Genomic DNA, 14022 nt, shown 5'->3' on the forward strand with positions numbered 1-14022 from the left:
CTGAAGGCTTAGGGGCGCATCCGGCCGATGCCGGGATCGGTGCGGCTGGCGCGGCCGGTTTCCAGGTGTCCGGCCAGGCGCTGGATGAACGAGGGATCGTCGGCCGAGGTCAGGGTCAGATCGTACCAGTGGTCGCTGCCGCGCAGGTCCCAGACCGAGCGGACGACGCCCTTGGGCTTCAACACGACGGTCTGGCGGGCCTCGCCCTCGGCCAGCGGATAGTCCTCGGCCATGCGCAGGGTCGCCAGGCCGACGCCCTGCAGGCTGACGACCAGACGTGAGCGGGCGTCGGCGGCGACCGTGACGATCGGCTGCGATCGTGACGTGTCGCCGGCGAAGCGACGGTAAAAGCCGTTCGGGCCGTGGACGGTCAGGTCGTAGGGACCCGGCGCGCGGCCGTCCTTGTTCCAGTGACCGGCGGCGTATTTCCGGCCCGCCGCCAGGGTGAAGCGCCAGGGTGCGTCGCGGTCGGTGTTGTCGAACACCTGGAACACCGCGCCCGCGCGGCCGGCGTTGACCAAGTCGATCCACAGCGCGCCGTCCAAGACGCGGGCGTCGGCCGACAGGACGTAGGGCAGGGCGCGCGCGCCGCGCTGCGGGCCGTCCTGGGCCGATGGACCTTGCGTGACGGGGATCTTCAGGCTTGCCGCGGCCTTGGAGCGGGCCACGCGCTGCATGTAGTCGGCGGTGGCGGGCAGGGTCAGGGCCGTCCAGTCCTGGTTCGGCGTGGCGAAGTCGAAGGCCGAGGTCAGGTCGCCGCAGACCGTCCTGCGCCAGTCGCTGATATTGTCCTCGCGGACCCCGAAGCGCTTCTCCAGGAACTTCAGCGTCGAGGTGTGGTCGAACACCTCCGAGCAGACGAAGCCGCCCCGGCTCCAGGGCGAGACGACGATAGCCGGCACGCGGATGCCCAGGCCCAGGGGATGGGCGCCCTTGTTCGGGCCTTCGGCGTCGGGACCGTAGGTCTTGGCCTCGCCGGCCACCGACACCGAACTCCAGCCTTGTTCGGGCGTCAGAGGCGGCATCGGCGGCTGCATGTGGTCGTAGAAGCCGCCGGCTTCGTCGTAATTGACGATGAAGACGGTCTTGGCGAACACCTCGGGGTGGTCGACCAGGGCCTTGATCAGTTCGGCGCAGACATGTTCGCCCTTAGAGGGCTCGGCCTGGGGATGTTCGGAGAGGTCGGCGGCGGTGACGATCCACGAGACCTGCGGCAACCGGTCGGCGGCGACGTCGGCGCGGAAGGCCTCGAACCAGTTGTTCTCCGTCCGAGCGGCTGCGGTCGGCGCCCGACTTGTCTTCACTCACCCAAGAGCGGCCGCGCACGTAGAGCTCGGAGTCCTTGGCGCAGGGGCGGAAGGGTTTGAACACCGACAGGATGTTGTCGCCGAAATTGTCGTACTCTTGATAGACCTTCCAACTGACCCCGGCCGCCTGCAGGCGCTCTGCATAGGTCGTCCAGTCGTGCGGCCCCTTGGCCATGACCTTGTCTTCGGCCATGTCGGCGCTGGGCGTCTCGTCCTCGCCGTAGTTGCTCATTTCCGGATCGCCGCCAACCTTGCCGCCGCCGTTGCAGCCTGTCCAAAGGTGCAGGCGGTTCGGGTAGGTCTGGGTCAGGGTCGAGCAGTGATAGGCGTCGCAGACCGTGAAGGCGCTGGCCAAGGCGTGGTAGAAGGGTAGGTCGGAGGCCTTGTAGTAGACCATCCGCTTGTGCAGTTCGCCCGAGTGGCCCCACTGGTCGTAGCGCCCGCCGTTGACGATGGTGATCGCCGCCTGGTGGCCCTGGTCCGAGCCGTCGACGGTGTAGGCGTTGGTCGCCGAGGCGTCGCCGTGGAACGGGGCGACGAAGCCGTCCGGGTGTTCCTTGCTCGGCTGTCGCCACACCGATGCGCCGCCGGGCAGGCGCTGCGGACGCGGGTCGCCCAGGCCGCGCACGCCGTTCAGCGCCCCGAAATAATGGTCGAACGACCGGTTCTCCTGCATGAAGATCACGACGTGCTCGACATCCATGATCGTGCCGGTGCGATGGCGCGCGGGGATGGCCATGGCCCTGGCGACGGTGGCTGGCAACAGGCCGGCCGCAGCGCTGGCCGTGGCGGCGGCGCGCAGGAAAGAGCGGCGGTCGGTCGTCATCGGCCCATCTCCCGAAATTCTTGTTTGGTATAGACCAGATTGTTTGGGGCGTCGGCGAAAGTTTCGTGACAGCGCGACGTGGATCAGGCCATTCCGCTGCCGGACCGATCCAGTTCCTTGACCCTGGGGGAGCGCCCTCCCATCCTCGCGCCATGGCGGGATTCGACCGCTGGCCAGGTCGCTCGATGCAGCATCCCGAAAGCCTTCAGTATCTCGGCGTGCGCGATGACATCGCCGCGCGCATCGCTGGCGGCGAGTTCAAGCCGGGCGAGCGCCTTCCGTCAGAGCGCCAGTTGCAGATCGGCGGCGGCGTCGCCCGCGGCACGGTTCGCGAAGCCCTGTTCCAGCTCGAGGCCGAAGGCGTCATCTACCGCAAGGACCGCAGCGGCTGGTATGTCTCGCCACCGCCCGTGGTCTACGACCCGACCCGCTGGGAAGGCTTCATGTCCTATGTCGAGGCGCAGGGGCGGCGGCCGGCGACGGAGACGCTCAGCAAGACCGACATCGTCTGCGACGGCATGCTGGCCGAGATCTTCTCGCGCCCGATCGGGTCGCCCATGTACTGGATCCGCCGCCGGCGTTCGGTCGATGGCCGGGCGGTGCTGTTCGAGAGCATCGTCGTCGACGCATCCTTGGCGCCGGGTCTGATAGACCACGATCTGAATGGCTCGCTGACCAGTGTGCTGAAGTCGGTCTATGGCATCGGCGTGGCGCGCAACAAGGTCGACATGAGGCCCTGCGCCCTCACGGGCGAGGAGGCCGAGGCCCTCCGCGTCAAGTCCGGCCTGCCGGGGCTCAATCTGGTTCGCACCTGCTATGACGCGCAGGGTCGCGTGGTCGAGTTCGACCGTGAACACTGGCGCCACGACTCCCTTAAAATCAGCGTCGATATCCGCGTACGCTGACTTGAGAAGGGGTGCGTCCCGGGCATACGCGGCCGTCATCCAAGTGTCTTAGACTTGGTCTAGACCAGTGCGCTCCAAAGAGGGCGTCGCATGACAACTGGTCCAAAGCGCTGGCTGGAGCGCGCCAACCCGCTGGCCTTCACCCTATTCGCGGGCCTTGCCGGCTTCTGCGCCTATTTCTCGATGTACGCCTTCCGCAAGCCGTTCGCGGCGGCGACGTTCGGCGTGGTCGAGGGCTGGAATTTCGCGGTCGACTACAAGATCGCGCTCGTGCTGGCCCAGGTCGCCGGCTACGCCCTGTCCAAGATGATCGGCGTCAAGGTGATCTCGGAGATCGCGCCTCGCCATCGCGGCGGCGCCATTCTGGGCCTGATCGGCCTCTCGTGGCTGGCGCTGCTGGCCTTCGCGGTCACGCCCGCGCCCTGGAATGTCGCGGCGCTGTTCCTGAACGGCCTGCCGCTGGGCATGATCTGGGGCCTGGTGTTTGGCTTCATGGAAGGCCGCCGCACGTCGGAGGTGCTGGGCGCCATCCTCTGCGCCAGCTTCATCCTGTCGTCGGGCGTGGTGAAGTCGGTCGGCAAGTGGCTGATGGTCGACCTGCACGTTTCGCCGTTCTGGATGCCGGCCGCCACCGGCGCGATCTTCATGCCGCTGCTGGCCGTCTCGGTCTGGGCGCTGGTCCAGATGCCGCCGCCGAGCGCCGCCGACGAGGCCGCTCGCGTGCGCCGGGAGCCTATGGACAAGGCCCAGCGCCGCGCCTTCCTGGGATCCTACGCGCCGGGCGTCGTGTTGCTGGTGCTGGCCTACATCCTGCTGACGGCCCTGCGCGACTTTCGTGACAATTTCGCCGCCGAGATCTGGACCGCCCTGGGCTTCGGCGAGGCCTCGGGCGTGTTCACCGCCAGCGAACTGCCGGTCGCGGTCGTCTCGTTGGCCGTGATGGGCGCGGTGATGCTGGTGCGCGACAACCTGCGGGCCTTGCTGGTCATGCACGGCGTGATCCTAGCCGGCTTCCTGGTGCTGGGCGGCTCGACCCTGGCGTTTCAGGCGCATATGCTGGCCCCCCTGACCTGGATGGTCCTGACCGGCGCGGGGCTCTACATGGCCTACACCCCGTTCAACGCCATGCTGTTCGACCGCATGATCGCCTTCAGCGGCCAGGTCGGCACGGCCGGCTTCCTGATCTATGTGGCCGACGCCTCGGGGTATCTGGGCAGCGTGGCGCTGCTGGTCTGGCGCAACTTCGCCATGGTCGACCTCGACTGGCTGAGCTTTTTCGTCAACAGCGCCTACGCGACCAGCGTCGTTGGCGCGATCTGCACGCTGTTAGCGGGCCTCTATTTCCTGCGTCGGCGGAAGGCGTCCGACAGCGGGCAGGGCGCGGTGGCCTTTGCGGCCCCCGGCCAGATCGTCGAGCCGTGATGTCGGAGCGCCCCTTCGATCTCGCCGTTGTCGGCGCGGGCATTGTCGGCCTGGCCCATGCGCTGGCCGCCGCGCGCCTTGGCAAGCGTGTCGTGGTGATCGACCGCGACGCCCAGGCCAACGGCGCCTCGGTGCGCAATTTCGGCTTCGTGACCGTCACGGGCCAGGCGCGAGGCGAGGTCTGGCGACGGGCGCGGCGCTCGGCGCGGGTCTGGGCCGAGATCGCCGGGCCGGCCGGAATCGAGGTCGTGCAGCGCGGCCTGACCATGGTCGCCCGCCGGACCGAGGCCAAGGCCGTGCTGGAAGCCTTTCTCGAAACCGAGATGGCCGAGGGCTGCGCCTGGCGCGACGCCGGCGACCTCGGCGACCGACTGCCGGTTCAGGGCGAGGTGCTGGGCGCCCTGACGAGTTCGGTCGATCTGCGGGTCGAATCCCGCACCGCCATTCCGCGCCTGGCCGCCTGGCTGGAGGCCGCGCACGGCGTGACCTTCCTGCGAGGCGTCGCCGTTCGTGGCGTCGAGACCGGTCGCCTGGAGACCTCCGTCGGGGCCGTTTCGGCGGAGACCGTCGTGGTCTGCCCGGGGGACGATCTCGTCACCCTGTTCCCCGACGCCTTCGCCCAGGCCGAGGTGACGCGCTGCAAGCTGCAGATGCTGCGTCTGGCCGCGCCGGGCTGGCGTCTGCCCGGTCCGGTGATGTCCGACCTCGGTCTGGTTCGCTACCTCGGCTATGCCGCCTTGCCCCAGGCGGCGGCGCTGCGCGCGCGGCTGGAGGCCGAGCAGCCGTCGCATCTGGAGCACGGCGTCCACCTGATCGTGGCGCAGAGCGCGGACGGCTCGCTGGTGGTCGGCGACAGTCACCACTATGGCGCCACGCCCGACCCCTTCGCCCGCGACGACGTCGACGCCCTGATCCTCGACGAATTCGCCAAGGTGTTCGGCCAGGCGCCGCCGCCGGTGCTGGAGCGATGGACCGGCACCTATGCGTCGGCGGTCGGTCACAGTCTGATCGAGGCCCCGATGCCGCGCGTGCGCCTGGTGACCGTGACCAGCGGCACCGGCGCCTCGACGGCCTTCGGCCTGGCCGAGGACGTGATCGCCGGCCTCTACGGCCTTCCCCGGCAAGGAGCCGCCGCATGAGCCCAATCCAGGCCGTCGTCTTCGACTGGGCCGGCACCATGATCGATTTTGGCTGCCGCGCGCCGGTCATGGCCTTGCGCGAGGTGTTCTCCGAGGCAGGGATCGGGATCTCGGAAGCGGAGGCTCGCGCCGACATGGGCAAGGCCAAGCGCGACCACGTGCGGGCCTTGCTGGCCATGCCGCGCCTCGCCAAGCTCTGGACCGAGCGACACGGCGCGGCCTCGACGGAGGCGGATGTCGATCGCCTGCACGACGCCGTCGAGCCGAGGATGCGCGCCGCCGCCCGCGATTGCGCCCAGCTGATCCCCGGCGCGGCCGAACTCGTCGCCGAGCTGCGGGCGCGAGGCGTGAAGATCGGCTCCACCACCGGCTACACCCGCCCGATGATGGCTGACATCATGCCGCTGGCCGCCGAACAGGGCTATGCGCCCGAAGTGGTGGTCTGCGCCGGCGAGACGGCGGCGGGACGGCCTTCGCCCCTGATGATGTGGAAAGCCCTGGTCGAGCTGGGCGCCTGGCCGGCGCAGGCCTGCGTCAAGGTCGACGACGCGGTCGTCGGCATCGGCGAGGGGCTGGAGGTCGGCGCCTGGACCGTGGGCCTGTCGGCCTCTGGCAATGGGGTCGGTCTTTCGTTCGATGACCTGGCCCAACTGCCGGAAGCCGAGCGCGTTGCTCGGGTCGAGGCGTCCGCCCAGGCCCTGCGCGGGGCCGGCGCCCACTACGTGGTCGAGAGCGTCGCCGAGCTCGGGCCCGTCCTAGCCGAGATCGCGGCCCGGATCGAACGCGGCGAGCGTCCGGCGGCTTAAGGCTTGCGCCGGCGTTACTCGGCCGCCACCGCCGCGCCGCCGAAGCGCTGGGCGCGGGCCGCGCTGGAGCGCAGGTCCGAGAAGCTCTGGGCCACCAGCGGATAGTCCGCGGGCAGACCCCACTTGGCGCGGTACTGGTCTTCGCTCAGCCCCAACTGGTTCAGATGCCGGCGCAGCGAACGATAGCGACGGCCGTTCTCGAAGCTGACGATAGCGTCGGGCGTGACGCTGGCGGCGATCTGGTCGGGCGTCGGCGGCTCGGTGGGCGGGGCGCCGGTCGCAGCGCCGGCGAACACGGCTTCGAGCGCGGCGTAGGTGCGCGCGCTCAGCGCCGGCAGGTCGTCCGCCGACACGGTGTTACGGCTGAGATAGGCGCACAGCACCTGGGCGGCGATCTCGGCGGCGCGTTCCTGGGCCTTGGTCATGGGGGTCTCGGGGATCCTGTGGGAAGAGACCCAGGGGCGCTGGGATCGCGCCCCTGGGCCAGTTGGCGGACGAACGGTGGGTCAGTGCGCGCCCGCGGCTCGAAGGCGGTCGCCGAAGGCGCAGGTCGGGGGCAACTCGACCTTCACCCCAGCGCGCGCCTTGCCCTTCAGCCAGTCGCTGAGAGCCTCGGCGACGGTGTGGTCCAGGCTGGTGAGGCCGCGCGTGTCCAGCGTCACCCGGCCGTTGTTCGGCGCGCCGTCCAGGACCTTGGCGATCTTGGGCAGCTGAATGAACGTGGCCGCGCCCTCCAGTCGGATCTCGCTCTCGTCGGGGCCCAGTTCGTGCTGGGAGACGTTGAGGCGCATCTTCTTGAGGTTGGGAACCAGCTCGAGCAGCGTCAGGGCCATGCCGACCAGCACGCCGGTCAGAAGGTCCGTTGCTACGACCATTACGAACGTCGCGGCCCAGATCATCGCCGGCAGGAGACCGTAGCGGGCGAAGAGATGGCGGACGTGCTGCAGGCTGACCAGTTTCCAGCCCGTGACGACCAGCACGCCGGCGAGGGCGGCGCTGGGCACCATGCGCAGCAGCCAGGGCAGCAGGGCGACGAAGGCCAGGATCCAGACGCCGTGCAGGATGGCCGACAGGCGGGTCATGGCGCCGGCCTGGACGTTGGCCGAGCTGCGCACGATCACGCCGGTCATCGGCAGGGCGCCGACCAGGCCGCACAGCATGTTGCCGACGCCCTGGGCGCCCAGCTCCTTGTTGTACTTGGTGCGCTCGCCGTCGTGCATCCGATCGACGGCGGCGGCCGACAACAGGGTCTCGGCCGAGGCGATGAAGGCCACCGCGATGGCGGTCACCAGCAGCATCGGATCGGCCATGCGGGCGAAGTCGGCGACGCCAGGAATGGCGATCGCCGCGGCGATCGATTCCGGCACGACGATCTTCTGGACGTCCAGGCCCAGGGCCGTGGCCAGCACGGTGCCGGCGACGACGCCCAGCAGGGCGCCCGGAACCAGCTTCAGGGCCTTGGGGCGGAATTTTTCCCACAGGAGGATCGAGCCGATGGTCACCACGCCGACCGCGAGGGCGGCTTCGACCTGGGTCAAGGTGGCGAACTGCACGCCGGCCAGGGCCGACGGGATGGCCGCCAGATTCTGCAGGCCGTGGGCCTTGGGCGAGTCGCCGAACAGGACGTGGAACTGCCCCGCCACGATCAGCACGCCGATACCGGCCAGCATGCCATGCACGACGGCGGGCGAGATGGCGCGGAACCAGTTGCCCAGCTTGGCCGCGCCGGCGATCAACTGGATCAGGCCGGCGACGACCAGGATCGGGCCCAGCATGGACAGGCCGTGCTTGGCGACGATCTCGAAGACGATGACCGCGAGGCCGGCGGCGGGCCCGCTGACCTGCAAGGGCGAGCCGGCGAGGGCGCCGACGATGACGCCGCCGATGATGCCGGTAACGAGACCGCGCTCGGCCGGGACGCCGGAGGCGACGGCGATGCCCATGCACAGCGGCATCGCCACGAGGAAGACGACGATCGACGCGATGAAGTCACGCGACAGGATCGTCGAGAAGCCAGGCTTCACGCCCTGGGGAGAGGAAGCGACAGCTTGGGTCATTCGGCGGCGATGCCCAGGTGATCGGCGGCGACCATGCGGCGCGAGGGGCGCTGCGCGACGGGGAGGGGCGCGCCCTCATAGACCTGCTCGAACTGGCCGGTGTCGCCGTTATAGGCCTGGATCTGGCCGGTCTCGATCTCGAAGAACCAGCCGTGCAGGGTCAGCTTGCCTTGGGCGATGGCCGACGCCACCGACGGGTGGGTGCGCAGGTGATTCAGCTGGACGACGACGTTTTCCAGCGACAGGGCGCGGGTCGTGCCATGCTCGTCGAGGCCGTGATAGGCGTTGCACACGACGCTGTGGGCGGCGTGGGCGTGGCGCAGCCAGGCGGCCACGTTCGGCATTTTTTCCAGGGCCGCCGGGTTCGAGAACGCCTTCATCGCGCCGCAGTCCGAGTGGCCGCAGACGACGATATCGCGAACGCCCAGGGCCATGACGGCGTATTCAACCGCCGACGAGACGCCGCCATTGGCTTGGCTGAACGGCGGAACGATGTTGCCGGCGTTGCGGCAGACGAACAGGTCGCCCGGCGCGGCCTGGGTGATCAGTTCGGGAACCACGCGCGAGTCGGCGCACGAGATCATCAGGGCCGACGGGCTCTGGCCGTGGCTGGCCAGGCGTTCGTAGAGGGCGCTCTGGGCGGGGAAGACCTGGCCGCGAAATAAGGCGGCGCGTTCGAGAAACTGTTCCAAGGGACCTCCGTAAACTGATCGCCGCGACGCCCAAAAGGGGGGCGGGCGCCGCGGCGAGCGCTACGGCGAGAAGCGCCGGACGCATTGATGAAGGTCGTTTGGGGTCTTTGCTGCGGTGCAGCGGCTTTGTGACAAAGGATGTCTTGGGGGGAGTTCGGTCGGCCTAAAGCGCGGGCAGGCGGATCTCGACGCGCAGACCGCCGCGCGGACGATTCTTGAGGACCAGGGTTCCGTTCTCGCGCTGCAGGATCTGCTGGACGATGGTCAGACCCAGACCCAGGCCGCCGGTGTTGCGGGCCCGGGCGTCGTCGAGGCGATGGAACGGCTGAAGCACATGGGTCAACTCCGCCTCGGGTATGCCCGGACCGTTGTCCTCGATGGCCAGCACCGCCGTGTCGCCGTCGCGCGTGAGCGTGAGGGCGGCGTCGCCGCCGTAGTGCAGGGCGTTCTCGACGATGTTGCTGATCGCCCGCTTCACGGAGAGCGGTCGGGCCAGCACGGGCAGGTGGTCGAGGCCGGCATAGGTCGCGGGCCGTTCGGCGTCGGCGGCGTCGTCGACTACCGTCATGGCGATTGCGGCCAGGTCTGTCCGTCGCCGGGGCTCGGGATCCTCCTGACCGCCCAGATAGGCCAGCAGGGAGTCTCAGCATGGACGTCATCTCGTCGACGTCGGCCTCAAGGGCCTCGCGCGCGTCCGGGTCCGTCACGAAGCCCGCCCTCAGCCGCAGGCGGGCCAGGGGCGTGCGCAGATCGTGACCGACGGCGGCCAGGGCTTCGGTGCGGGCTTGCAGCAGGCCGGCTATGCGGTCCTGCATGGCGTTGAAAGCCTTGGCCACCAGCTTGAGGTCGCCGGCCCCGCTCTCGGCGATACGGACCTGTCCGCCCTTGCCGACCTTGTCGGCGGCCTCGGCCAAGGCCCGCAGCGGGCGGCTGAGATTGCGCAGCACCAGCGCCGCGGCGATGATCACGCCCAGGCCCAACGTAAAGGCGGAACCAAAGCCGCTCAGCAGCACCGCCCAGGGCGCGACGCGGATCTTGGTGCTCAACGCCATCCAGCTGCCGTCGCGCAACTTGACGGCCACCTTCAGGCGGGTGTCGCGCGGCAGGGCGCGGTCGATGTCGGCGTGGACGCGCAGATCGCGGTCGCGCAGGCTGGGCTCGGCGTCGAACAGTTCTTCGCGGTAGTCGTTCTCGACCGCCCGGCCGCCGTCGACCAACGTGGGCAGGACCGACCAGGTCAGGTGGGTGGCGCGATTGGAAATCACCGCCGCCCGCACCCCGCGCTCGCCTGGAGACGACGACTCCAGAATCTCCGTCGCGGCCGCCAACTGCTCGGCCACGCGTCGGATCTGGTTCTCGCGGTCGGGATAGAGCCGGCTGTTCTCGAACAGGATCGAACTGCCGATGAACTCCAGGGCTACGGCCAGCATCAGGACCAGGGTGACCTGGCCGACAAGACGCTGCGGCCACAGCCGCCAGGACTTCATCGGCGCTCGACGGCGGCGGTGAAGATGTAGCCGACGCCGCGCACGGTGCGCAGCAGAGGTTCGGCCTGGCCGACAACGGCCAGCTTGCGGCGCAGGCGGCTGACCAGCACGTCGATGCTGCGGTCCGAGGCGTCGGAAAGGCGGGCGCGGGACATCTCGAGCAGTCGCTCGCGGCCGATCACCCGCTGGGGCGAGCTGACGAAGGCCAGCAGCAGGTCGAACTCGGCGCCCGACAGGTCGACGAAGGCGCCGTCCGGCGACAGGAGTTCGCGGCGGCCGGGATCCAGGCTCCAGCCGGAGAAGGTCATCCGCTGGTGGCCGCGCGGCTGGCTGGACTGCGATCCGGTCTGGGTCCGACGCAGGATGGCGCGGATGCGGGCGATCAGCTCCTTCTTGCTGAAGGGCTTGCCGATATAGTCGTCGGCGCCGAGCTCCAGGCCGATCAGGCGGTCGGTCTCGTCGTGGCGGGCGCTGAGCATGACGATCGGCACATCGCTCTCGCGGCGCACCAGGCGACAGAGATCGAAGCCATTGCTGCCCGGCAGCATGACATCCAAGAGGATAAGGTCGACCGTATTGGTCTCAAGAACGCGCGCCATTTCCGCGCCATGAGCGGCGCTGAGCGGCTGGAAGCCTTCCTCGCGCAGCAGGCGCATCAGCAGGGTGCGAAGGGCCGGATCGTCCTCTACGACGAGCACTGTGGAGGCGAGCGGCGCGGTCGCCAAGTCGCGCGGCAGCGCGATCATTCCGTGGCCTGAAGAATCCATATGCTCGGGCTAGTTAGGCGCCGTAGCGCCGGGAACAAGGCCGGAGCCGACGATTTCTCGCCAGCTCCGGACTAAAAAGCGGGGATACTTTCAGCATCCCACGAAACTGGGCCCTCGCGCGCATTTTGCAGGTAGGGGAGCGCGCGAGGGCTGGCCGCCGTTGACGATGAAGCTACGGCGACCGTCCGGACGCCGCGCTAGCCGGCGAGGCAGGTGTCGACGGCGGTGTCCGCTGGCGCGGCGTCGGTTGTCTGGGCCTTGGGCGTGGCGCAGGCGATGGCTGCCTGGGCCTTGGCGTCGCGCTTCTGTTGGTTCTTCTTGGCGACCTCCTCGGTGAAGGTCAGGCCGGTGCCGGCGGGACCCGCGATGGCCGGGGAGGCCAGCAGGCAGGCGGCGAGGCCGAGGGACGCGAGGACTTTCATACGAAACAGACTCCGGGAAATTGAACGAGGAAACTCAGCCGCCTGCGGCGGTGTCGGCTTGCGCCTGAGTGGCGGGCAGGGTGCGGCGGTAGGTGTCGACAGCCTTCAACAGGCCCTCGATCTCGGCATGGGTGATGGCGGCGCGATGCTCGTAGCCCTTGGCCGAGGTGAACTTGAAGGCCCAGGCGCCGGGGGTCGCGGCGGCGCGGCGCAATTCGCTCTCGGCGACGCCGAACGAGACCTCCTCGCGGCAGACTTCCGGCGCCTCGAACAGGAAGCAGTGGCTCGCGTTGTCGCGAATCTTGGTCAGCGGCGCGGCGACCGGCCATTGGCCCGTCTGATGCGAGACCTCGCTATAACCGCGGATAGAGCCAGGGTAGGTCAGGGTCTGCCGGACCTCGAAGCGCGTGGCGCCCGAGCGCTTGTCGACGACCGCCCGCAGGTGGTTGTCGTTACGGGGCGACTTGAAGACGCCCTTGCCGGTCTGGAAGCCGCGCTCGGTGCTGATCACCGTCTCGATGTCCAACGGATCGTCGATGACTTGGGCGCGGGCATGGAAGTGGTCGGCGGTCAGGGCGGTCTGCTTGGCGGGCAGGCGGACGGTCTCGGCGCTCGCGGCGCCGCTCACGGCGAGTCCGGCTACGACGGCCAGGGCCGCCAGGCCGGTATGGGTCTTGCGCATCCATGTTCTCCCGAACAGGGGCCGCGCCATCGGGGGCGGCCTTTCAACGGTTCGAGAGTGGCGAGCCCGCCTTGCGGCTCTGCATCGCGATTGTGACAAAGCATGACAGGCGACGCTGCTCGGCAAGAACGCCCGAGGCTACGCCGGCAGGCGCACCGCCCCGGCCTCGCGCAGGGCCTTGATCGTCGGGAAGCCGTCGACGGCCATCAGCAGGTCCGCCTCGGCCAGCAGCGAGCGCAGGACGTGGACCGCGCCTTCGGTCCCGCCCAGGGCCAAGCCGTAGGAATAGGGACGTCCGACGCCCACCGCCGTCGCGCCGATCGCCAGGGCCTTGGCGACGTCGCTGCCCGAGCGGACGCCAGAGTCGAACAGCACCGGCGTGTCGCCCGCCGCCTCGACTACGCCCGGCAGCATGTCGATGGCCGCGACGCCGCCATTGGCCTGCCGACCGCCGTGGTTTGAGCAGTAGATTCCGTCGACGCCCTCGTCCTTGGCCCGGCGCACGTCGTCGGGATGGCAGATCCCCTTCAGCACGATCGGCAGCTTGGTCAGCGACCGCAGCCACGGCAGGTCGGCCCAGGTCAGCACCTTGCCGAAGGTCGCCGCCCAGGTCATCACCGAGGTCTGGAGGTCCGACTTCGGGTCCTTTCCGCCGATCATGGCGCGAAAGCGCGGGTCCGAGAAATAGTTGGCCAGCACGGCGCCGCGCAGCTGTGGGAAGTTGGAGTCGTTGAGGTCGCGCGGCCGCCAGCCAGTCACCCAGGTGTCCAGGGTCACGACGATGGCCTTGTAGCCGGCCGCTTCTGCGCGACTGACCAGACTGGCGGCCAGTTCGGGGTCCTTGGGTGTGTACAGCTGAAACATCCCTGGCGTGTCGCCCATGGCCGCGGCGACGTCCTCCAGCGGATCGTTGGTCAGGGTTGAGACCACCATGGGCACGCCCGTCGCGGCGGCGGCGCGGGCGGCGGCGAGGTCGCCGTGGCCGTCCTGGGTGCAGAGGCCGGTCACGCCGATCGGGGCCATGAACAGCGGGCTGGGCAGCTTCATGCCGAACAGGTCTATGGAGAGGTCGCGCGTGGAGCAGTCGACCATCATCCGCGGGATCAGCCCCCAGTGCTTGAAGGCCGAGGCGTTGCTGTCCTGGGTGTGTTCGTCGCCGCAACCGCCCTGCACGTATTTCAGGGTCGAGGGTGGCATGGCCGCCTGGGCGCGCGCCACGAGGCCGGCAAAGTCGACGGGGTATTTCGGCAGCACCCCGTGCAGGCCCTGGAAATAGATCTCGGTCTGGTAGTCGCCGTAGTGCGGCATGGTTTGCTCCCTGGGCTGCTCGACAGTCTGGGCGTCGATGCGTCGATCCGATTTGACGCGATCGCGCCGCCGGCCGCCAGTCCTTCAAGAGCGTGATCGGCGCTCCAGCCACCACAGAAGGCCAAGCACGGCCAGTAGGCCGGCGGCCCAGGGCCAGGACGAACCCGGCGCCGTACGGATGGCGCGGGCGCCGCGCGTGTCG

General features: G+C 69.2%; 12 protein-coding genes and 2 pseudogenes. 4 read left to right on the top strand and 10 right to left on the bottom strand.

Going from position 1 to position 14022, the window contains the following annotated elements; genetic code table 11:
• Positions 1-8 precede the first annotated feature (8 nt).
• A pseudogene (locus ACHMW8_RS18320) lies at positions 9-2133 on the bottom strand (phosphocholine-specific phospholipase C).
• Between the two features lie 152 nt (positions 2134-2285).
• Between ACHMW8_RS18320 and ACHMW8_RS18325 the strand changes: the two are divergent.
• The 4 genes from ACHMW8_RS18325 to phnX all read left to right on the top strand — a co-directional run bounded on the left by ACHMW8_RS18325 (position 2286) and on the right by phnX (position 6405).
• Positions 2286-3038 carry a UTRA domain-containing protein gene (locus ACHMW8_RS18325; RefSeq protein ID WP_395443356.1) on the top strand — a complete coding sequence of 251 codons (753 nt, stop codon included), beginning with the start codon at positions 2286-2288 and terminating at the stop codon, positions 3036-3038.
• A 90-nt stretch (positions 3039-3128) separates the two neighbouring features.
• Positions 3129-4460 (top strand): DUF5690 family protein, encoded by a 1332-nt coding sequence (locus ACHMW8_RS18330; RefSeq protein WP_395443357.1) that lies wholly within the window; start codon positions 3129-3131, stop codon positions 4458-4460.
• On the top strand, positions 4460-5599 hold the full coding sequence (locus tag ACHMW8_RS18335) for a TIGR03364 family FAD-dependent oxidoreductase (RefSeq protein WP_395443358.1): 1140 nt from the start codon (positions 4460-4462) through the stop codon (positions 5597-5599). Before ACHMW8_RS18330 ends, ACHMW8_RS18335 begins: the two co-directional genes overlap by 1 nt.
• Positions 5596-6405: a phosphonoacetaldehyde hydrolase gene (gene phnX, locus ACHMW8_RS18340; protein WP_395443359.1), complete on the top strand. Its 810-nt coding sequence runs from the start codon at positions 5596-5598 to the stop codon at positions 6403-6405. Before ACHMW8_RS18335 ends, phnX begins: the two co-directional genes overlap by 4 nt.
• A gap of 14 nt (positions 6406-6419) precedes the next feature.
• On the opposite strand, the gene ACHMW8_RS18345 is transcribed toward phnX, so the two are convergent.
• From ACHMW8_RS18345 to ACHMW8_RS18385, 9 genes and pseudogenes are all read right to left on the bottom strand, one after another.
• Positions 6420-6830, bottom strand: a complete 411-nt coding sequence (locus tag ACHMW8_RS18345; RefSeq protein WP_125157794.1) for a MucR family transcriptional regulator — start codon at positions 6828-6830, stop codon at positions 6420-6422.
• Positions 6831-6911: 81 nt separating this feature from the next.
• Positions 6912-8462 carry a SulP family inorganic anion transporter gene (locus ACHMW8_RS18350; RefSeq protein ID WP_125157795.1) on the bottom strand — a complete coding sequence of 517 codons (1551 nt, stop codon included), beginning with the start codon at positions 8460-8462 and terminating at the stop codon, positions 6912-6914.
• A complete protein-coding gene (locus tag ACHMW8_RS18355; RefSeq protein ID WP_125157796.1) occupies positions 8459-9154 on the bottom strand; it encodes a carbonic anhydrase in 696 nt (231 codons plus the stop codon). The genes ACHMW8_RS18350 and ACHMW8_RS18355 overlap by 4 nt, the downstream gene beginning before the upstream one ends.
• A gap of 163 nt (positions 9155-9317) precedes the next feature.
• Positions 9318-9722 carry an ATP-binding protein gene (locus tag ACHMW8_RS18360; RefSeq protein WP_395443360.1) on the bottom strand — a complete coding sequence of 135 codons (405 nt, stop codon included), beginning with the start codon at positions 9720-9722 and terminating at the stop codon, positions 9318-9320.
• 292 nt (positions 9723-10014) lie between these two features.
• Positions 10015-10641, bottom strand: a pseudogene (locus tag ACHMW8_RS18365) (hypothetical protein); the annotation flags it as partial.
• Complete coding sequence (locus tag ACHMW8_RS18370; protein WP_125157798.1) at positions 10638-11387, bottom strand: response regulator; 750 nt, start codon at positions 11385-11387, stop codon at positions 10638-10640. The pseudogene ACHMW8_RS18365 and the gene ACHMW8_RS18370, both read right to left, overlap by 4 nt.
• Positions 11388-11605: 218 nt before the next feature.
• Positions 11606-11830: a hypothetical protein gene (locus ACHMW8_RS18375; protein ID WP_395443361.1), complete on the bottom strand. Its 225-nt coding sequence runs from the start codon at positions 11828-11830 to the stop codon at positions 11606-11608.
• Between the two features lie 34 nt (positions 11831-11864).
• The gene (locus ACHMW8_RS18380) at positions 11865-12512 is read right to left on the bottom strand and encodes a hypothetical protein (protein ID WP_395443362.1); all 648 of its coding nucleotides are present in this window, start codon (positions 12510-12512) and stop codon (positions 11865-11867) included.
• A gap of 138 nt (positions 12513-12650) precedes the next feature.
• Positions 12651-13820, bottom strand: coding sequence for an alpha-hydroxy-acid oxidizing protein (locus tag ACHMW8_RS18385; protein WP_395443363.1), 1170 nt, complete (start codon positions 13818-13820; stop codon positions 12651-12653).
• Positions 13821-14022 lie beyond the last annotated feature (202 nt).

Origin of the sequence: Caulobacter sp. UC70_42, assembly GCF_044056025.1 — a bacterium.
GTDB lineage: Bacteria > Pseudomonadota > Alphaproteobacteria > Caulobacterales > Caulobacteraceae > Caulobacter.